The organism is Eubacteriales bacterium mix99, assembly GCA_038396605.1.
Lineage (GTDB): Bacteria > Bacillota > Clostridia > Caldicoprobacterales > DTU083 > UBA4874.
On the sequence record CP121690.1, the window covers coordinates 188,274 to 208,728 of the forward strand.

Here is a 20,455-nt window from a genome sequence, read left to right on the forward strand (position 1 = left end):
AAATCATCTATTTATTTTTCCTGTAACGATCATATGCCTTTTGTACTACTTTCAAATACTCCTCCAATCCGATGTTATCCAATTCGCTCACATAGTTATCCCATTCCGAAAAAGGCATATCACCAACAATGAATCGCTGGGTGCTTTCATCAATATAGGTCTTAAGGGATGTCAGAATCTCGGATGTACGATCATTTTCTTCCGTGGTAAAGGGGACTTTCAGAACAACCTCTTCCGGAGCCTTATCGATATAGGACGGCACTGCCTGAGCCGTCATATACTGAGAATCATACTCATTGCCATCCCATGTCATACCACCGATGCCATACTGATAAGGACGGATTGCAGGCTGGGTATCCTCCGCCCATTCCGCATTCTGCGGCTGTCCCCAATGATTGTTAATCACCTTGATGGTCGCAGGTATGTCCATATTTTCATAAAGGCCGGTCCCCTTGTCCGCATCCGTAGCAAACTTCCAGTCCTTATCCTTTTCTCCAAAACGGGAGTTGATGGACAATTCTTTATCACACATCAGATCCAGCAATCGAAAAGCGATTTCAGGACTTTTAGCATCTTTTGTAACATAGCCTCTGCTTGATGGGCCCTGATATCGCTTGGTGGACCAGCAAACCCCATTCGGCCCGGTAAGCGGAGGCAGAGCAGTCATGTCCTCTTTCCTCTTGCTGTCCGTCTGATAAATACTCATGCTTCCGGTAGTTATGGATCCGATGATCTGCGCGTCGGGGTTTTCAATCGCCTGCTGGAACTGAGGTCTGTCCTGCGTAAATGTCAGCGGTGAAATCAAGCCTTCCTTGTACAGTTTATTAAGGTATTGAAGGCCTTGTTTCCATTCATCCTTGTTGGCAGCGATATCTATTTTCCCGTTGTCCGCCAATATATAATTGTATGAAGTGTTATAGTAAATAAACGCATTCATGAAAAAATCCTGAGGCTGGCTGTTCCAGCCATTGATATGTCCCATGTAAGGGATTTCATCCGCTTTATTGTTTCCATTGGGATCCTTTTCCTTGAAAGCCTTGAGCACCTGATAAAAGTCTTCCGTGGTTTCAGGCATATCAAGATCCAGGGCTTTCAACCAGGTTTTGTTGATCCAGGCGCGATGATCCCATTCATTTCCGTATTCCGGATTGTAAAGCGGTACCGTATAGATATTCCCGTCTGCTGATGTAACATCATTCAGCATCGTGTCCAGCCCATTCTCTTCTACAATCTGCTGAAAGTAAAAAGAATTGTTTTCATAATAATCGTTCAGGGGGATAAAGTACCCCTGTGAGCCGTAAGAATAAACCTCCGAATCACTCAGGGCCATCGAGATGATATCCGGCAAAGCAGAGCCTCCGGAAACCATGACTGCCAGTTTCTGCTTTGCGTCCTTTGCAGGAAGCATTTCAAACTTGATATCCATGCCGGATTTTTTCTCCAGTAACTGAGTATAATGATTGGTATCATAATCCTCCACATTGGTATTCTGAGGCAGTCCAATCGTCAAAGTATAGGGTTCCTTTACAATGGGCTCCATACCCAATTCATTTAAAATATCCCCTGAACTGGATTTTTTATTTGACGGAGCGTTTTCCTTCGTCTGATTCGCTTTCTTCGGTTCGCCTGAGCCGGATGTTTTACTGGTGTCTGTTGTGCTGCAGGCACTCAGAACGAGAAACATTGCGAGCAGAACAGAGACCAAAGAAGCCATTCTCCTTTTACTCATACACTCAACCTCCATTTATTTTTGTGAGTACTTTCGGAAACTCCGAAAGACTCATGCGTCTACCATATATAAGTATCATTTTTGCCCAGTATAATCAATTTGAATAACTTCGAAAGATTGGATTAGAGTATAATGAGGATGTGTAAATGATATCATTACATTGAATGGAGTATGAATTTCATCTTTTTTTATCTGAGTTCAAGCTGATAGGCCATCAATTATTCCGGAGAGACCGATTCATCTTTAAACGCTGACTTCTCCATACTCCCGGGGTTATTCCATACACTCGTTTAAATGCCTTATGAAACGTATTCACTGAGTGAAATCCTACCTTTTCTGCAATCATGCTGATGGAAAGGCCGGAATGGATAAGCAGCTTCTCGGATTCCTCAAAGCGTATCCCTTCCAGATATTCGCCGAAACTTTTCCCGGTATGGGCTTTTATGATTTGAAACACATATTTTTCCGATAAATTAAACTTCACAGCAACTTGAGCCGCACACAGATTGGCATCCGAATAGTTCTGCCTCAAATACCGAACAACGGAGTCTCTCAAACGTGCCGCACGATCTCTCTTCATGCTTTCTGCCCTTTTTGTGAGCCGCAGAGCGGACTGATGCAGTGCCTTCAGAGAAACTTCCGGGGTGTCCTGATCCCGAAAGTCATGGGGATAATCCTCCTGTTTCTTTTTCAAGCTCTTTTCCCTCCCCTGCGCCCATTCCATTCCGCAGTGTACCTTGGTACCATTATATCATGAATCAGGCCGAATTTCTGAGAACTCACTTCTGTTCTTTTTCTGCTCCGTCCACATAGCAGCCTATACTGCCTTCACTTTTTCAAACTCTTCCTGAATCTCTTCAGAAGGCGCCCTGGAGAGCAGAGAAGCCACAAAAATCACGATACAGGACAGGACAAAAGCCGGGAGCAGTTCATACAATCCGAAAATTCCTCCCAAAGGATTCAGAGCCAGCTTCCACAAAAAGACCATTCCTCCGCCGGAAACCATACCGGCAATGATACCGGACCGGGTCGTTCTTTTCCAGAACAGGGAGAACAGCATAGCAGGTCCGAACGTTGCGCCAAAACCTGCCCAGGCAAAGGAAACCACTGTAAAGATAATACTGTTCTCATCCAGGGCAATCAGCATGGCAAGGATCGCCACAACCACCAGGGTGATCCGGGATACCCACAGTACCTCCCGATCCGTTGCTTCCCTTTTCAAAATCCCCTGATACACGTTCTTGGAGAAAGCCGAAGCGGCAATCAACAGATAGGAATCCGAGGAGCTGATGGTGGCAGCAAGAATCCCCGCCATCACAAGTCCGGCAAATATCGGAAAAAAGAAATTGGTGGACAGCAAGATAAATACATTTTCTGAAGCACTTTGCGTGAGCAGGGCATCCGGAAACAGCACCCTGCCGATTATTCCAATGAGAACCGCAGCAGTCAGGGACAGAATCACCCATACAACGGCGATTCTCCGGGATACTTTCAAATCATCGGATCGCCGGATTGCCATGAATTTCACCAGAACATGGGGCATGCCGCAATAACCAAGTCCCCAGGAAAGCGTGGAAATTACCGTCATAAAGCCATAGCTGCCCGCTTTCCCAAAAAGCGGCACCCCGTTTTCAACCTGCTGCATTCCGTTTTTCACCTGAGGCTGTGCCACTCCAAAGAAATCAAAAAATCCAGGTATGGACTTTGCATTGGCGATGAGGGCAGACATCCCCCCTGCATGCTGGATGCCGGTCACCAGTACGGCAACCAGAGCCAGAACCATCAGAATACCCTGCATGAAATCCGAAGCACTTTCGGCTAGAAATCCTCCCAGGAATGTATAGAAAACCACAAACAGGGCTCCCAGAATCATCATGATACGATACGGAGCATCAAACAGAGTGCTGAAGAGCTTTCCCACCGTTACAAAGCAGCTTGCTGCATAAACACTGAAAAAGATCAGGATAAACAGAGCCGATATCGTCATGATGATTTTCCGGTTCTCCCGGTACCGATTACTGAAAAAATCGGGAATGGTTATGGCATCCCCTGCGGCATGGGAATAATTGCGAAGCCGCTTTGCCACCAGCAGCCAGTTGATATAGGTACCGAGGCCCAGGCCCAGCGCTGTCCACACCGCACCGCTCAGACCGGACCAGTACGCGACTCCCGGCAGGCCCATCAAAAGCCATCCGCTCATGTCGGAAGCCTCAGCTCCCATGGCCGTCACCCACGGTCCAAGGGATCTGCCCCCAATCAGGTAATTGTCACTGCTCTCATTGGCGCGCCGGGCATAATACAGGCCAATGCCAATCACCACACCAATGTACAAAACCATCGCAATCAGAATCTGCAGCTCCCCTGTCTCCACACTTTTTCCCCCTTAGAAATTCTCCGTTTCCTTCCGTTTCTCCATAAAGATATATTGCTCTTTATTTTAATGTATCAATATGCAAATGTACAGCTTTTTTTACACTTTTGAATTCTTTTATTGTTCTCTGCCCGCTGTTTCCTGACCCTGACAGAATTTGAATTATGAATTCAGAAACGTAATCATGACCTGATATCTTTGCTGTCCCTGCCAGGAAATAAGATAACGGTGCCGAAAAAGGCACAGGAAACTCATTTGAAAAAGGTACAGCGAAACTCCCCTCGGATGTGAAATCACCGCCTGAGCTGTCAATTACCAAGAACCGCCGGTTTGCAGCTTAGGGTGTGGCCCTCATATCATGGGAATCTACTGCAAAGGCAAGGGGAGAATCGGAGAGTGCCGGCACAATTTGCTGATATACGATCATGGATCCCCGTCCTATACCACGGAATTTTGCCTGATGAAATCGATCAGTTCGTCTGCCCGGGTAAATGCCAGGCAGGTGACCGTATCCGCTCCGCCGTAGTAAATGGCAATTCTGCCGGTATCCGCATCAGCCAGGGCTGCGCAGGGGAAGACAACATTGGGCACGTCTCCCACACATTCGTACAGTTTCTGCGGGGACAGCAAATAGGGCTCGGTCCGGTAAAGCACCTTCCAGGGCTGTTCCGGATCCAACAGGGCTGCTCCCATACTGTAAACAAACCCATTGCAGGAAGTCAGTACGCCGTGATAGATCAGCAGCCATCCCTCCGTGGTTTCAATCGGTACCGGACCTGCGCCGATTTTTGTCGCCTGCCAGGACCCCCCTGGTGACATGACATGACGGTGACAGCCCCAGTGCACCATATCCGGGCTTTCACTGCAGAAGATATCGCCGAACGGAGTATGTCCGCTGTCACTGGGCCGGCTCAGCATAACATACTTTCCGCCGATCTTTCTCGGGAAAAGCACGCCGTTGCGGTTGAAAGGCAGGAATGCATTCTCCATCTGATAAAATGTCTCAAAATCATGGGTATAGGCCACCCCTATGGTAGGCCCGTGATATCCATTGCACCAGGTGACATAATAGCGGTCCTCCATCCGGCATACCCTGGGATCGTACCCATAGACAAAGCGGCCGATTTCCGGGTCCTTGCATATAAAGTGTATGGGCTCCGGGTCAATCTCCCAGTGCAGCCCGTCCCTGCTTTTCCCGCTGTGAAGCTGCATGACCCTTCTGGTATCGTCACACCGGAACACTCCGGCAAACTGCCCCTTGTAGGGGACCACGGCACTGTTGAAAATACTGTTGGATGTCGGGAGCAAATCCCGCGGGATAATGGGATTTTTCTCCGAACGCCATACCACCCCACGGCACCTTTCGGGCTTTTCCTCCCATGGAATATTGGGCAGTGCTTCTCCCAGAATCAATTTGGAACTCATTCCTGTTTCCTCCCCTTCATGAATTTTCCGTTCATTATGTAATTTGCATCCCGATGTTCTGCATCTGGCGCCATCCCTATCGTATAACAGTCCTGCCAATCCTTCAAGCAATTTATTTCCTGATAATAAGTCGGTCTCCCGCAGACTTCACAGTATCTTGCATATCCCGGGTTGGCACAGGAGCATACGCTGCCGCCCGGATCAAAAAATCCAGAGCAGAAATTGAAAATACAGGTTCCGCAGAAAGGACATCGGTCTCCGGTTCCATGACGGATATCCCTGTGGCATTTCGGACAGACAAGCGCTCTCTTGAAGGAATCAATGGGATATTCATCGGGATAGTAAATCCGCCGGATTCCCCTGCAGCCCTGCGCAGTGGACTGTCCGCATACCCCACAGTACTGCGCAAATTCCGAAAAACGGGTGTTGCCGCAGCGGATACAGCTCTTTACCTTGCGGGCGCGGATCAGATGAGTTGCATCAAGATGAATCAGACGCATCCGGAGTGCGGTATTGGATACATTCAGAAAGGAAGCAACGGCATTGACAGAGTAATAGTTGAAGGAGTAAAGAAGTTTCTGCGGCATGAGCAGCCGCGCGGCAAACTCATCCGCTTCCAGATCCTCCATCCGGATCTCTTCTTTTGTTTTGCAGTGATTTGGTACAAGCAGATGCTCCAGGACAATGTGACCAATTTCATGGGCTATGGTAAAATTCAGCCGGCGGTCGGAGGACTTCCGGTAAGGGTACCGGATTTTGCTGCGGGAAAGCACGATCTGATACATCCCCAATCGCTGCACATAATTTGTTGCAGCGTCCAGACCATCGGACACTTCCTCCCCGGCATATCCAATCCGGATCCGATACTTATCCGAATCCCTCATTCCGGAGAGAAGCTTCACACAATCGATGGGCCACTGCGCAATGCCCAGCGAATCAAGAAATTCCTGCAGCCTCAAATCGATATAGCCCGATCGATAATCCGGAATCGAAGGGAGGCGGGGCTTGACGACGGGCCTTTCCGCGGTCATTGGTCCTTGCCTGCCTTGTCCAGCAGGGAATTGGCAACGGCCTTGATGGCCTCCATATCCTTCCTCGACAATTCCCTGGATACCCGGTAAGCGATGCCGGCCCAGTCGCTGTCCGCCTCCTGCATTTCCTTTGCCTGTTTGACGATATCGGCAAGCTTACCTTCCTCATCCGTGTAGACATGCTCCGTGTATCCGGAATGGTCAATCACTTCCTCCAGATACCCGGCCTTTTTCAGCAGCTCCTCGTAGGAAACACCAAGGTGCGGCGCAACGGCTTTCAGCAAAACGGGCGACGGCTTCTGCCTGTCTCCGGACTCCACCCGGGATATTTCCGCATTGCTGTAACCCGCCAGCTTACCCAGTTCCTTTTGGGAAAGATGGCTCTTTCTCCGCAGATCCTTCAGGTATTCTCCGAATTTCATACTTTCTCACTCCCTCAGGACTATTATATCCGATAATTTACCGTTTGGCAATTTTTTTGAAAATATTAGAAATATATTTGACAAACGGCAAATCCGTTGTTATAATGAAATACGAACAGATGTTCGCATACAGTAATTATAACAGCATGTAAAAGCAGAATCAACCGAAAAACGATTTATAAAAACCTTCCGGGGAAATGAAAACCTTCGGGGAAATGCCGGAGAGAAATAAAAACACAGCAGGAAGACAGCAGAAAAGAAAAGGAGGATTCCCATGAATTACAAACTGAAAAACCTGGTGGAAGATGCCAGGGACGGAAGTCCGACTGCACAGATGGAATTGCTGGACCGGTTGAAGCCGCTCCTCCTTTTTACCCTGAAACGCTACGCATGGGGAATGGATTGGGAGGAAATGATGCAGGAGGCCAGTCTGGAAGTGTTGGAAGCAGTCCGGGATTACAAGGAATCCACCGGAGTTCCCTTCCTGGCTTATCTGAAGCACAGGCTGGCCTTTCACATCTACAATCAATCCAGAAAGCAGCGGGTTATCTGGTCCCGGAACATCGCCACGGAAGAAGACGGGCAGGACCCCCTGGACAGAATCGCTGACGAGTCCGCCGACCCCCCGGGCGATCTTTTGCAGAGGGAGCAAAAAACCGCCGTGCGGTCTGCGGTGGATCAACTGGATCCCGTACAGAAACAGATCATCCTGCTCCACCATTATCAGGGAAAGAGCCTGAAATCCATTGCAAGGGATCAGGGCGTCTGTTATAAAACAGTCCTGCGCCGCAGGGACAAGGCATTGAAATCCCTGGCTGCGCTGCTGCATTTCTGAAATCCCTTCAAGGTCCCGGCAGAAGGGATCAAATCTTCGGCCAGTCCAGTTCGATTCCCTGACTGAACAGCAGTTTCTGAAAATCGGCAAGTTCTTCTTTTTCGTTCCGTACCGCCCGCGGTGTCGTATGATGATCCAGGGCATAAGCAGCCAGCAGCCCTGCCGCCTCCCCGATGTTCCATTCCACCGGATGAAGCCGGTATGCCCCGTTGGTAACATGGGTTGTCCCGATATTCTTACAGGCGGGAAGAAGATTTTCCATCCGTACCGGAATCAGGCTTCCCAGCGGAATCTGGAAAGGATGGGCGGAATTGTCGATATAGTTGCGCCCCCCGGTGCTGGGATGCAGATCCATACGGTAATGCCCGATGCCCACCGTATCCTCAAATTTTTCTGCGGCCTTGTCGCCCCGCATGGCCGGACTGACGTACTGCTCCAGAATGGGGAATTCCGATATAATTCTTCTGGATTCCCGGATATAGGGATACATGGCAAGCCCATCTTCCGTTCCGACAACATCCGGCCTCAGCCGAAGTCCCGGATAACCGATCCCGCCGTCCGGTCCGGGCGCTTCCGTCTGCATCCAGTATAAGAAGGACAGGCTCAGCTGCCTGGCTCCCTTGAGATTCCGCTTGATTTCCGTCTCCTCCACCTCATAAACCGGGCCCAGCCAGTAATCGTTCTGCGGCCAGTTTACAAGGGTCACATCGCTTTCAAAAAGGTCCGGGGCAAAGTTCGTGTGATCCGTAATCTTCCGGTAGTTCCACAGGGAATTGCGCTGATCCACGGGAAACAGGGTATTTTCCCGTCTTTCCAGGGTAACGGGATGACAGGTCGTCCAGCTCAAAAGGGACCCCGGCCAGAAATCACAGCGATAGTTTTTCCAGAATTCATACTGCTCCGGCTTGTCTATGGTGTGATCCTCGCCTTCCAGATAGTCCATGGCAAAACACCAGGTGATGGACTGCATGTCCAGAGGATCCGCTTCGCCGTCCAGCGCATGAAGCTCCCCGGTTTCCTTTTTTGATTCCGAACCGGTCACATATTCCGCACCGGCCAGTGGCAGCACATCGCCGCATTCCGTGGCGTCCAGGAAATACGAAGCATGCAGCACCTTTTCTTCCCCGGTTTCCAGGCTTTGTACCACCGCGGCCCGGACCCGGTCTCCTTCCGTATCCACCTTCCGGATTTTATGATGATTCCACAGAATCAGCCGCCCGCTCAGGGTATAAGGAGCCATTGCTTCCTTCAATACTGCCACTGCCACCCGCGGGTCATGGCACAGCCGGCTCACCCCTCCGTTGCCGGGATTCAGATGGTATGTATTCCTGGCCTGCCACGTCAGGGGCAAATGCTCCCTGTAATAGGAACGTATCCCGTCCCGCAATTGCCGGTAGGAACGGGTGCAGCCAAATTGCTCGATCCACCGGTTCTCATCCGGCGGAACGGCCTGGCTGGTGAGCTGGCCGCCGATCCATCCGGTCTCTTCGGTCAGGATTACCTTTTTCCCCATCCGGGCTGATGCCAGTGCCGATGCGCATCCCCCCAGGCTTCCGCCCAGAATCACCACATCCGCTTTGTATTCCTTCTGCATTGATTTTTTCCTCCCTGATCGTACATAGTCCCGATACTCATTGCTTGTCCTTCAGTAATTCGACAAAGGAAACTGCATACCTTCGACGTTTTTTCGGTCCGATCAAAAATGTATTGATTCTATGGAACAAAGCAGCGATCAGCACGGAACCCAGAAAAACGCCGACCGAAAATAAATAATCGCTGCGCTGATACCAGAGATCGTTTCGAAAAAGCAGAATGGCCAGTCCCTGGCTTAAGTAGACCTCATAGGAAATATCCCCCAGATACGTGAGCAGCCTGCTGTTCAGCTGCACTTTTTTCCCAATGGCTGCGACCATGATACAGAAAAATGCGGAAGACAGATAATGAATGAGAAGAAAATACCCCATGGACTGAGCTTTGTTCTGCACAACCTGAATATAAAAGAACACAAACCCGAAAAAGCTGGAACCTATCGTTAGCAACCATTTATTATCCAGCCATCTGGAAATTCGTTCGCTATACCCCCCCCATACGGCTCCCAGCAGGAAATTCGTACAGGTTTTATACCAATGTTTCTGAAACCCCAGGCCATGGCAAAAAAGACTGTAAGCCAGAAGACCGACTGCTATCAGGAACATCAGATGTTTGTAATGGTCCTTGCTGATCCTGGCTGCTGCATAGAAGATAAGATAAAAAAGAATGATGGCAATCACATACCAGGAAAACGAAACATATATCTTGCCGGTTACGAAGGACTGCAGCGCCGTGCCAAGTGAAAAATCCGAATTCAGGGTCCGGTTTGCCACATAATAGATCACCATTCCCGCAGCAAAGGGTACCGCAACCTTCGGCAGCCGGTTGGACAAAAACGTCTCAAGGTAACCGTCTTCTTTCTTCATGTACTGTACCATCAGCCCATAGCCTGATATAAAGAAAAAGAAACTGACGGCCAGATAACCAATATTTCCAAAATAAGGGAATCCAATCCCATCTTCTGTCCGGTGCACCAAATGATGCACAATTACAAGGAGAGCAAACAACCCTTTTAGCTGTCCTGTCTGCCGGGGCTCCAGGTAGCTGTCGAAGCTTCCCCTTCTGCGGACTTCCATATCCAATGTTGGAATCATGAATATCAACAGGATTAACAGATCCATTCCCCACATTTTTTGATCACGCCTCCCGGGATTTCGTCTGGTAACCTTCTCTTTCCAATGAAAAAAGCAGGTAATTTCAATACCTGCTTCCTTATTATAACAGATTTTAGGCGTACCCACAAATCCATTCTGCGGCGTTCTCCCCTTCTGAGCACTTCTCCCTCCCTCACAGACCGCATCTTCCTGCACGGACTCCTTTATCCTTCCAATGAGCCATGATAATTGCCTGAATGAGGTGGCAATGAAGAAATACTGTCTGAATGAGGAAGCAATGAGGAAACAGGAAGCTGCTTAATAAAGGATTCCTCCTCTCTGCATCCTCTGTTTCAGATAATATTCCGCATCCCCGCAGTTGGTCCGGGCAATGGCAATCCGGTCCTCCATGCTCATCACTTTATGGTTCTCATCCACCACGGCAACTCCGCCCTTTACCGGTTTGGTGATCCAGTCCCTGGCATGTCGGAATTCTTCAGTTTCCCCCCAGATCCAGGGCACCGGCAGGAATCCGGCTGCCAGCACTTTATAGAGCCCTTCCGCCGAATAAAGATCGTCAAAGGTTTCCTCCATTGCCGTCAGCAGTTCCCCGGATGATTGAAGAAGCCCGGCCGATCGTTCCGCCACATTCCGGTTCCGGCTCATGTCCTCCACTTTTCCCATCCGCCTTTCCTCCCGGTATTTCTGCAGGGAATGCTGGGTAATCCGGATGCTTTCCTTTATGATATCCGGCGTCGCCAGCCGGGAAGCTTCCGAATAGCTTACGACATGAATGATGGGCGGATCCGCTTCATTGTGCGGATCGATATCATCCATCAGCGCTGTCACGGCAGCCAGCTGCATCCTGGCCTCCTCCATATCCGGTTTGAAGTAGTCCAGACCGGCCCGTGGCTGAAGAATCACCCGGAAGTTCCGATCCTCCAGGCTTCGGACCAGTTTGACCATTGCCCGGGACTTTGCCAGGTCCTGGATGCCCCAGGTGGATCGGGGAGTATTCAGCATGTTTTGCAGGACAAACGTCCGGATGCCCAGCTTTTTTGCCAGCTTGGCCGCCAGGTAGGCAGAAACGATATAGGTCACATCATCGGCGCCGCGGAACGCAAAATGATGGGAAACATTTGCCTCAAAAAGCTTGTTCGTCCCGGCAATGTACCGGATGGTTTCAATATGCTGCTTCAAATTGGTATAGACATCGTAGGGGCCTCTCCCGTCCAGCCGGTTGAACCACCAAAGGGACAGGGCGTGCCAGCAGATATGAATGGTCTCCTCGTACATGCGTGCCAAAGCCGGGATATCCCTCGTCCCGGCATAGGTTCTCAGAAAAAGCGGCCGGGAAGCCTCCCAGACCATCCGATATTCCTCCGGGGAATGGATGGGAACCCCGCCTCCGTTGACCTTGCTATCCCAGTCCCCTCCGAAGTCCGACTGGGTCAGCTGCGAGCTTCCTATGGAAATGATATCCAGATATCGATCGCCGGCCAGTGTTTTGACCCAGGACAAAAACTCCTTTACGTTTTCCTCCCGGCTGACTTCGGAGGAATACGGTCCCACATGCGCCCTGGTCAGCGGTACGGAGCCCCGAGCACCTTTCCGCGCATTCAGGCGTTTTTCCACGGTATCCCGTTCCGTCCCGTAATCCGGGTAGTCCGGCGGGTCCGCCGGTTCCCATTTCCGGTATTCCCGGGAGGCAACGATCTGTCTGCCAAACCCCATCCGTGCCTCATCGTATCGGCTGCCTTCCCGAATTTCCATAGGGATTTTCTCCTCCGGCACTCCCAGCATACCCAGAGTCTCCCGGTCCGATTCCCCGCCCTGAAACACAGTCACCAGTCCATCGAACTCCTGCTCCATCAGCCGGCATGCCTCCGGCAGGCCGGCAAAACAGACGGCATCCACGGGACCTCCCTGGTAATGCAGCAGCCTGTTCTTTCGCATCTCCTCCAGCAGGTATCCCATCATGCGGACCGCATCGTTCTTGTCCAGCCGGTAGCTGATGCCCAGCCGGTTGATGTTCTCACGTATCATCCAGTCGACAGCGACCTGCCTTTTTACCTCGTATAAATAATCATTCATTGCCTCCGCAACGGAATCCTCCGCGATAATGACATCGCAGCCGCACGTGCGGAGCAGCTCTGCTGCGGCGTTGATCCCCAGAGTATGGGCGTCAATGGCCGGCTTGATAAAACCATATCTGATTTCGCCGTCATGAAAACGATATTTCGGACTCATTTTTACCACTCCTGTCCGGAACAAGATGGGCGGCTGTCTCTTTCAGCCAGGTAATCTCACCTGCAGAATAATCCAACTGATATCCTTTCTCCCTGTAGTCCTCCTCCAGCAATCGGCAGGCCAGATCCACAATCAGCGTGGTATTCTTCATATCCAGTCCCAGCTTCTTTCCGATGGCTTCCAGGGGAACCAGACCATAGGAGACATCTTCAAAAATGTATCTGTGATGCAATGTGGTGGGAGCATCAATCTCCTTATAGGCATCGTTATTCTGAATGCATTCATACAGACTGCCCCCGGAAACATGATATGTCCGCATCATCCATTCCCTTGCCGACTCCACCCGGTATCCCAGAGCCTCCGAAACGCGGACCCTTTCCTGATCCAGCCGTTCCAGAAACCGCGCTATCGTCGGGGTAATGCCTTCATGGTAATACTTGTAGTGGCTTGCGGCGCCTTCCATCCTTCCCACATTCAAAAGGAGCGGAGCACAGTGCAGTATCATGCCCACGTTTCCAATGGATGTCTGAATGATGGATTCGGCGGGAATGAAATATGGCCGGATGCACTCGGGCAGATAACGGATAATATCCTTGTTCATCCGGGCATCCAGTGCTGAAATCAGGACCGAATCCTTCATGGCCATGATATGAACGGAGTCCTCCGCAGTCTTCCGGCAGGTGTAGATAATCGTCTGGGTCTCGGCAATGGTCTGTGGATACTCCATGTTATACCTGTCATAGGTTCTGCGAAACTCCAGGGCCCCCAGGGTTCGTCCGGGATTCAGGACGATTACCGTTGATTTGCGGATGTTTCCGGCGATTAACTCCGCCAGCTCCCTGTGGGAATTGGCCGGTGTGGTAACCAGTACAATATCCGGATCTTTCAGTGCCAGACGGATATCATCCGTAATCGTATCAATCCGGATGTCTCCCTGAATCTCTCCTTCACAATGAATCACATGCGTGCTGCTGATCCTGGAAATGGTGGAACCGGACCGGTTCCAAAGTGTAACACTGTTCCCGCCTCTGCTCAGATGTGCTGCCATGGCAAGCCCTGAGTTTCCGGCACCGATCACCGTTGCCTTCATATAACAACCCCCTTGCTTTCGTCAGCCCGGTGATAAGTCCATCCAATCCTTCCGAAAAAGGATACAGTGCCTCCATTCGACAGAAAGCCTTTAAAGGAATAGCTCATCCATCTTGATTCCCTGAAAGAATGCATCCTTATCCTGAGTTTGACGTAATCTTCCTATATATTTAAAAAAATTGAAATAGAGGATATGTTTATTATAATACAGAAGCCATCCATCGCACAAGAGCAAAAATAATCAATAATTCAAAATATTCGCCCGCAGCTGACATTTTCTTGATTTCAATGCTTTAAATCCGGCGAAGGCCCTGCCAGCAGGCAATGATCAGCTCACGGGGGATGAATTTCGAGAGCAGGCGCTGGAGAAAGCTGACGATGCCCGGTGTGGATACGGGAAGATTCCATTTGCTGTCCCGCAGTGCGATTCCCGCTATGGAGGCAGCATGGGATGCAAGGGGAAAATGGCGGATGGCCCGGGGATTGCGGGAGTCCTTTGCAATGCCGATGAACTCCGTGTCCCTGATCCAATACGGACAGACAGCCGTCACGTGGATCCCTTTTCCAAACAGCTCCCAGCGCAGGGCACGGCTGTAGTTCAGCACAAATGCCTTTGTGGCGGAATAAACGTTCAAAGCCGGAAGGGGCTGGAAGGCAGAGGAAGAACAAATTTCCAGAATCCGGGCGCCTTTTTGCATGTAGGGCAGAACAGTAAGCGTCATGTTCATCAGGGCACGACAGTTCAGATCCAGCATATCGTTGCTGTCCTGAACGGATACCTCCGTATAATTTCCCATTTTGCCAAATCCTGCGGCGTTGATCAGCAGCCGGACGTCCGGCTGCTCCTCCTCCAGCAGCGCCTTCAGGCTGTCAAAGGCACTGTCCTTTGTCAGATCCAGCGGCAGAGACCGTACCGGCAAAGGGCATTCCTCCGCAATCTTCTGCAGACGGTTCTCCCTTCTGGCAATGATCCAGATCTCGTCTGACTTTTCCCTTTCACTTATCTGTCGGACAAATTCACGCCCCAAACCACTGGACGCACCTGTCACGATGGCAATTCGCATCCTGATTCCTTCCTTTCCCGGATGGTTCCTGTGAATGATAAGACTTAAAATAGGATAACCCTATTTCCGATAAGCTATGCCGGTCTGTATACCGGCGTTTTGTTACCATTCTTTCATAAGATCCGTCTCCGATATATGATAATCCTCCATTTTTTATTTTCCTTCTGCTTCTTATCTTCTGTCTTTCCCGTTTCTTTTCCTTCTTTCCATGCATCAAATGGTGTTGGATATCATCAGCCGTTCCAATCTGTTTTTATAACGAACAGGTCGCCTTCCATTCACGTACTATAACACAGGTCGCCTTCCATTCACGTACTATAACAGCAGTTCCTACATATACATGAAAGAGAGGTGATATCAAATGATTTATCCCAGTTAAAATTATTTCCCGTATAGGAGCAGAAAGGAAGGAGGTTTCCCATGGCAAACAAACAATCCGTCCTACAGAATCCATTGACTGGAAAGGAAAACAGAAACCGGAATACGAAAGAAGGAGAAAGCTTCTTCAGGGATTTTTTCAAACAGGCGGACCTTCAGATCCTGGTGATCCCTTCGATCCTTCTTATTGTGATTTTTTCCTATATTCCCATGTATGGCGTATTGATGGGATTTCAGAATTTTCAGCTTGGGGATTTCCCGGGCCTCAGTCCCTGGGTGGGGTTCCAGCATTTCAAGACCCTGTTCCAGGATCCGAACTTCCCCCTCGTGATGCGAAACACGCTGGTGATCAGCCTTTTGAAGACAGTGATCAATTTTCCCGCTCCCATTCTTTTTGCGGTCCTGCTGAACGAGTTGGTGGGGAAGTATTTTAAAAAAGCTGTACAGACCATCAGTTATCTGCCGCATTTTATTTCCTGGGTCGTTGCGGCCACTTTAATGTTCGACTTCTTTTCCGTGGACAACGGTGCCGTCAACTCCGCGCTGATTGGAATGGGCATCATCCAAAAGCCGATCCATTTCTTTGGAAAAGCGGAGTACTTCTGGGGAATGTCCGTACTTACGGATTTATGGAAAGGGCTTGGCTGGAATTCCATAATCTATTTCGCCGCCATTTCCTCAGTGGATGAGCAATTGTATGAAGCAGCAGAAATAGATGGTGCAGGAAGGTTTACCAGGATGTGGCACATTACCATTGCAACTATTTTACCGACCATTGTACTGCTCTTTGTCTTCAATATCGGCGGCCTGCTGAATGCAAACTTTGATCAGATCATGATGCTGACCAATCAGATGACGAATCCGCTCCTGCGTTCCCATGCGGATGTCCTGGACACTTATGTGTACCGGGTGGGATTACGGGAATCCCGGTATTCCTTCGGTGCCGCAGCCGGTTTGTTCAAATCTGCCGTGAACATTCTGCTCCTTTTGGCTGCCAATAAAATCGCAGGAAAAATATCGGGTACCAGTGTGCTGTAAATAACAGATTGGAAGGTGGTTTGCGTGATCAAAAAGACCAATATATGGTACACATTATTTGATATTCTTGTCGTCATTCTTATGATCCTGGTCCTCCTGGTCACACTTTATCCGTTTGTCAATTCCCTGGCCATATCCCTGAACGATGCGGATGATACAGTGAGAGGAGGAATCACATTTTTCCCGAGAGTGCCGACCACACGAAACTATGAACTGGTGTTTACCAATGACAAAATCTATACGGCATATCTGGTGACCATAGCCAGAACGGTAATCGGAACCCTGGGCGGACTGCTCCTGACTTCCCTGTTTGCGTTTGGCATGGCCCATCGCAACCTGAAAGGAAGACAGTTCTATACCGTCCTGTGCATCATTCCGATGTACTTCGGCGGCGGTCTGGTCCCCTTTTATTTCCTGCTGCGCTCCATGGGGCTGATGAACTCCTTTTGGGTCTACATCATTCCAAACCTGGTAAATATATGGAATATGATATTGATGCGGTCCTATTTTCAGGGAATCCCTTCGGACCTGGAAGAGTCGGCCCGGATCGACGGCGCCAATTACATCACGGTATTTTTCAGGATTATCCTCCCCATTTCCACTCCGATTGTTGCAACCATAGCGCTTTTTGTGGGAGTCTTTCACTGGAATTCCTGGTATGATGCCGCCATGTATGTTACCAAACAGGAACTGAAGCCGATGCAGTCCGTTCTGATGAACATCATCAATGAAGCAAAGTTCGCCGAACAGCTGGCACAGGCAGCCAACCAGGGCGGCGGCGTGGATCTTTCCAATGTGGCAAAAGGAAAAAAGGTCAATGTGCGGTCCATTACCATGGCAACCATGATTGTTACCGTAGTGCCGATCATCCTGGTGTATCCATTCCTGCAGCGCTATTTTATCAAGGGAATCATGGTCGGATCGCTGAAGGGGTAAGGCGGAAAACCGGTATCGCCGGATGCTGTGATTTCTGCAAAAAATCTGGAGGTGAAGGAAATGAAGAAAAGTCGATTGGTTTGTCTGACCGCCATTGTTCTGGCTGCCGTCCTGATGTTTGCCGCCTGCGGAAAGAGCGGGCCCGATCAAAAGTCCCCGGATGGTACCGGCAAGGCAAAAACAAAGGATTCCACGGATGCAAAAACGAAGGACAACACGGAGGAAGAGGACGTTACGCCCTACACCTATACCCATTATTACAACTATGACTGGTGGAATCTGAAGGAATGGGGCAAGGATGAAGTCTCAAAATACATGCAGAAAAAATTCAATATCAACATTGAGTTTTCCAAACCGGATACCGATGCGCAGGCAAAATTGAATACCATGATCGCTTCCGGGGATTTGCCGGATTCCATTTTCATGGACCGGAACCAGGATTATCTGAAGATGATCGAGCTGGGCCTGCTGCAGCCGCTGGAGCCCTATATGGAAAAAAATCCAACGCTGGAGCAGAATCTCCTGGAATCCACCCGTGAAATGCTGAAGGTGGACGGAAAGCTCTACATCATCCCGCAGTGGGCCAGGTCCGATCACACCGGAGGAAACATGGCATGGATGTATGTGGACAGCATCTATAAAAAACTGGGCAGCCCCAGGCTGGAGACCTTTGATGACCTCTACCAATACGCATGCAGGGTACGGGATGAAGTACCCAAGACGGCGGACGGCCTGAGCGTGACTCCGGTACAGTTCGCAGAAGGCGGAGACGGGGGTGTGCTGCTGGATGCCTTCTACCGATCCTATGGCGGTGTACGAAACGGCTGGTATACCGTGCTGGACGGCAAATATCAGCTGCTTTTCCGGGATCCCCTGTTTAAGGAGGCTGTCCTGGAAATCAACAGATGGTGGAGAGACGGCCTGATCTCCGAAACCCAGTTTACCGACAGCGGCGATCAGGTTCTGGAAAAAATGGTGGCCGGACGCAACGGACTGTTGTTCTATGATCAGTCCAAGGACGATACCAACAAATTTCGTAAAATCTACATGCAGAACCATCCGGGGGACTCCTACGAGATGGTCCTGCCCAATCTGTTCCCGCCGGCAAAGGGATTGTCTCCGAATGATATTTACGGGGAATGGAGCAATACCGTGGGAGGAAGCGGGATCGTCATTACCACAAAAGCAGAAAAGCCGCAGAGGATATTTGATCTTCGATCGTTTTTCTTCACACCGGAGGCCGCACAGCTGTTGATGTACGGGCCCCAGGGACACCTGTGGGATGAACTGGATGAAAACGGCCTTCCCATCCTGAAAAAGGCAGAAAACGAGCTGACGGCGGATGAGGTCAATGCATTGGGTGTATGGTTCTGGATGGAGCCGGGATTTGCCGACAGCATCGATAAACTGAAATATGCAATGAATGAAAAGATGCCTCCCGACAAACAAAGCTGGATTGTCAGCAACCAGGCCAATCTGCAGACACCCATCAAATGGATCACCGATGAATTTGTCGGACTGACCGACGATATCAAGCCCACCGATCCGGCAGGGATCAACAGAACCCTGGTGGAGGAATATATCGGCGAGCAGCTGCCGAAAGCCATAATGGCAAATTCCAAAGAGAAAGCGGAAACCATGTTTGACGATATCCTGAAGTTTGCCGATGACAACGGGATCGCCGCCGTGGAAGAAAAGGCGGGCGCTGTCTACCAGGCCAACGTGGATAAAATCGGAACAGAACTCAAAAAAGGCCGGTATGCCAAATAACAGTATGTATGCCGGGGAGGAGTCCGGACCGGACTCCTCCCTCTTTCTTTTTTCTCTCTTTCTTTTTTCTCTCCTTCCTTTTCCCCATCTTTCTTTTTCCCTTGCTATCTTCCTCTCTTGCTATCTTCCTCTCTTGCTATCTTCCTCTCTTGCTATCTTCCTCTCTTGCTATCCTCTTCTCTCGTTGTAGTACTGCAATATTTTTTGTACTGCACTTTCTTTCCTGGCAATGGTTTGTTCAAAAGCGGAAAAGTATATATTGACATATCATATAAAATATGATTACATATATGTTATAATAGGTTATATAAGTTGATGCATCTGACACCAAGGAGTGATTTGATGAAACAGAAAACAGAATTTGTCCGGGCAACGGAAGATGAGTTGGATTTTGATAAAACAGCCTGTGATGGATTTAACGCATTTATGAATCAATACGATACCTATGATTCCAGAAGACACACCCATCGATTCGCCAGGAATTTCTGGACAGAAGCCGAAATGATTGAAATCGTTGTGGATGCGTATCACCGTACTGGGGAAGACCACTATAGAAAAATAATGGACGGCCTTTACGAAGGCTTTCTGGTGGACTGGAGGCATCAGGAAAAAAACGGATGGTGGGCCAAAAACGCCTACAACGATGATATCATGTGGATGGTGATTGCCTGTGCAAGAATGTATCTGGAAACCGGAGACCGGAAGTATTTGAACACTGCGAAAATAAACTTTGACAATGCATTTACCAGGGCGTGGAGTATCGATTTGGGCGGCGGATTGTGGTGGAGAACGGATAACCGGACCAAAAACGCCTGCGTGAACGGACCGGGAGCCATTGCAGCCTGTTTGCTCGGCACCGCTTTGCAGGAGAAAAGTTATTTTGAGAAAGCGGAAAATCTTTATGCGTGGGAAAGGGCAAACCTTTATGAGCCGGATACGGGGCATGTAGACGATGCTTACCCGGTGCACGGAGAAAAGAATACATGGGCTTCCACCTATAACCAGGGAACATTCATCGGAATGTGCACCTTACTGTATGAACACAGCGGAAACGAGCAATATATAAAAGATGCAGACCGAGCCGCCAATTACGCAATGGAAACCATGTATCGGGGCGAAGTCATGAACAACGAGGAAGGCGGGCCGGATTTACCTGGATTCAAGGGAATCCTGACCAGATGGCTGAACCATTTCCTGGAAGTTCATCCCAGCCCGCAATACGCACAGTGGCTGCAGCGAAATGCCCGCACGGCATGGGAAAATCGAAGTGAATCAGGGATCACCGGCACCCGATGGGCTGAGAAAACCCGGGACAGTGACAAAACAACTGCCTGGAGTGCTTCGGCAGCCGTTGCACTATACCAGAACGCCCCAAATTTCATAGAATAAATAGAATAAATTGGGCCGGCTTTCCCGCCGGCTTCTTTTTTATG

16 protein-coding genes are annotated in these 20,455 nt (G+C 49.7%); 5 read left to right on the forward strand and 11 right to left on the reverse strand.

Going from position 1 to position 20,455, the window contains the following annotated elements:
• Window positions 1-7 precede the first annotated feature (7 nt).
• The 6 genes from QBE55_00725 to QBE55_00750 form a co-directional block, all read right to left on the reverse strand.
• Window positions 8-1,729 carry an extracellular solute-binding protein gene (locus tag QBE55_00725; GenBank protein ID WZL78732.1) on the reverse strand — a complete coding sequence of 574 codons (1,722 nt, stop codon included), beginning with the start codon at window positions 1,727-1,729 and terminating at the stop codon, window positions 8-10.
• A 214-nt stretch (window positions 1,730-1,943) separates the two neighbouring features.
• A complete protein-coding gene (locus tag QBE55_00730; GenBank protein ID WZL78733.1) occupies window positions 1,944-2,423 on the reverse strand; it encodes an AraC family transcriptional regulator in 480 nt (159 codons plus the stop codon).
• A gap of 123 nt (window positions 2,424-2,546) precedes the next feature.
• On the reverse strand, window positions 2,547-4,067 hold the full coding sequence (locus QBE55_00735; GenBank protein ID WZL79825.1) for a sodium/proline symporter: 1,521 nt from the start codon (window positions 4,065-4,067) through the stop codon (window positions 2,547-2,549).
• A gap of 471 nt (window positions 4,068-4,538) precedes the next feature.
• Complete coding sequence (locus tag QBE55_00740) at window positions 4,539-5,525, reverse strand: glycoside hydrolase family 130 protein (protein ID WZL78734.1); 987 nt, start codon at window positions 5,523-5,525, stop codon at window positions 4,539-4,541.
• Entirely contained in the window at window positions 5,522-6,556 is a 1,035-nt protein-coding gene (locus QBE55_00745) for an ImmA/IrrE family metallo-endopeptidase (protein WZL78735.1), read from the reverse strand. The genes QBE55_00740 and QBE55_00745 overlap by 4 nt, the downstream gene beginning before the upstream one ends.
• Window positions 6,553-6,978: a helix-turn-helix transcriptional regulator gene (locus QBE55_00750; protein WZL78736.1), complete on the reverse strand. Its 426-nt coding sequence runs from the start codon at window positions 6,976-6,978 to the stop codon at window positions 6,553-6,555. The genes QBE55_00745 and QBE55_00750 overlap by 4 nt, the downstream gene beginning before the upstream one ends.
• 274 nt (window positions 6,979-7,252) lie before the next feature.
• Here QBE55_00750 and QBE55_00755 point away from each other — a divergent pair, with 274 nt between their 5' ends.
• Window positions 7,253-7,813, forward strand: coding sequence for a sigma-70 family RNA polymerase sigma factor (locus QBE55_00755; GenBank protein WZL78737.1), 561 nt, complete (start codon window positions 7,253-7,255; stop codon window positions 7,811-7,813).
• 28 nt (window positions 7,814-7,841) lie between these two features.
• Here QBE55_00755 and QBE55_00760 read toward each other — a convergent pair whose 3' ends face one another.
• The 5 genes from QBE55_00760 to QBE55_00780 all read right to left on the reverse strand — a co-directional run bounded on the left by QBE55_00760 (window position 7,842) and on the right by QBE55_00780 (window position 14,900).
• Window positions 7,842-9,407, reverse strand: a complete 1,566-nt coding sequence (locus QBE55_00760; protein WZL78738.1) for an FAD-dependent oxidoreductase — start codon at window positions 9,405-9,407, stop codon at window positions 7,842-7,844.
• 37 nt (window positions 9,408-9,444) lie between these two features.
• Window positions 9,445-10,533 (reverse strand): acyltransferase, encoded by a 1,089-nt coding sequence (locus tag QBE55_00765; GenBank protein ID WZL78739.1) that lies wholly within the window; start codon window positions 10,531-10,533, stop codon window positions 9,445-9,447.
• Between the two features lie 282 nt (window positions 10,534-10,815).
• On the reverse strand, window positions 10,816-12,747 hold the full coding sequence (locus tag QBE55_00770) for a cobalamin-binding protein (GenBank protein WZL78740.1): 1,932 nt from the start codon (window positions 12,745-12,747) through the stop codon (window positions 10,816-10,818).
• Entirely contained in the window at window positions 12,722-13,837 is a 1,116-nt protein-coding gene (locus QBE55_00775) for an NAD/NADP octopine/nopaline dehydrogenase family protein (protein ID WZL78741.1), read from the reverse strand. Before QBE55_00775 ends, QBE55_00770 begins: the two co-directional genes overlap by 26 nt.
• Before the next feature lie 292 nt (window positions 13,838-14,129).
• Window positions 14,130-14,900, reverse strand: a complete 771-nt coding sequence (locus QBE55_00780; GenBank protein ID WZL78742.1) for an SDR family NAD(P)-dependent oxidoreductase — start codon at window positions 14,898-14,900, stop codon at window positions 14,130-14,132.
• 420 nt (window positions 14,901-15,320) lie between these two features.
• On the opposite strand from QBE55_00780, the gene QBE55_00785 reads away from it, so the two are divergent.
• From QBE55_00785 to QBE55_00800, 4 genes are all read left to right on the forward strand, one after another.
• Window positions 15,321-16,316, forward strand: a complete 996-nt coding sequence (locus QBE55_00785) for an ABC transporter permease subunit (protein WZL78743.1) — start codon at window positions 15,321-15,323, stop codon at window positions 16,314-16,316.
• Window positions 16,317-16,340: 24 nt separating this feature from the next.
• Window positions 16,341-17,252 carry a carbohydrate ABC transporter permease gene (locus QBE55_00790; GenBank protein WZL78744.1) on the forward strand — a complete coding sequence of 304 codons (912 nt, stop codon included), beginning with the start codon at window positions 16,341-16,343 and terminating at the stop codon, window positions 17,250-17,252.
• 60 nt (window positions 17,253-17,312) lie between these two features.
• Complete coding sequence (locus QBE55_00795; protein ID WZL78745.1) at window positions 17,313-19,022, forward strand: extracellular solute-binding protein; 1,710 nt, start codon at window positions 17,313-17,315, stop codon at window positions 19,020-19,022.
• A 342-nt stretch (window positions 19,023-19,364) separates the two neighbouring features.
• On the forward strand, window positions 19,365-20,411 hold the full coding sequence (locus tag QBE55_00800; GenBank protein ID WZL78746.1) for a glycoside hydrolase family 76 protein: 1,047 nt from the start codon (window positions 19,365-19,367) through the stop codon (window positions 20,409-20,411).
• The last annotated feature ends 44 nt before the right edge of the window (window positions 20,412-20,455 follow it).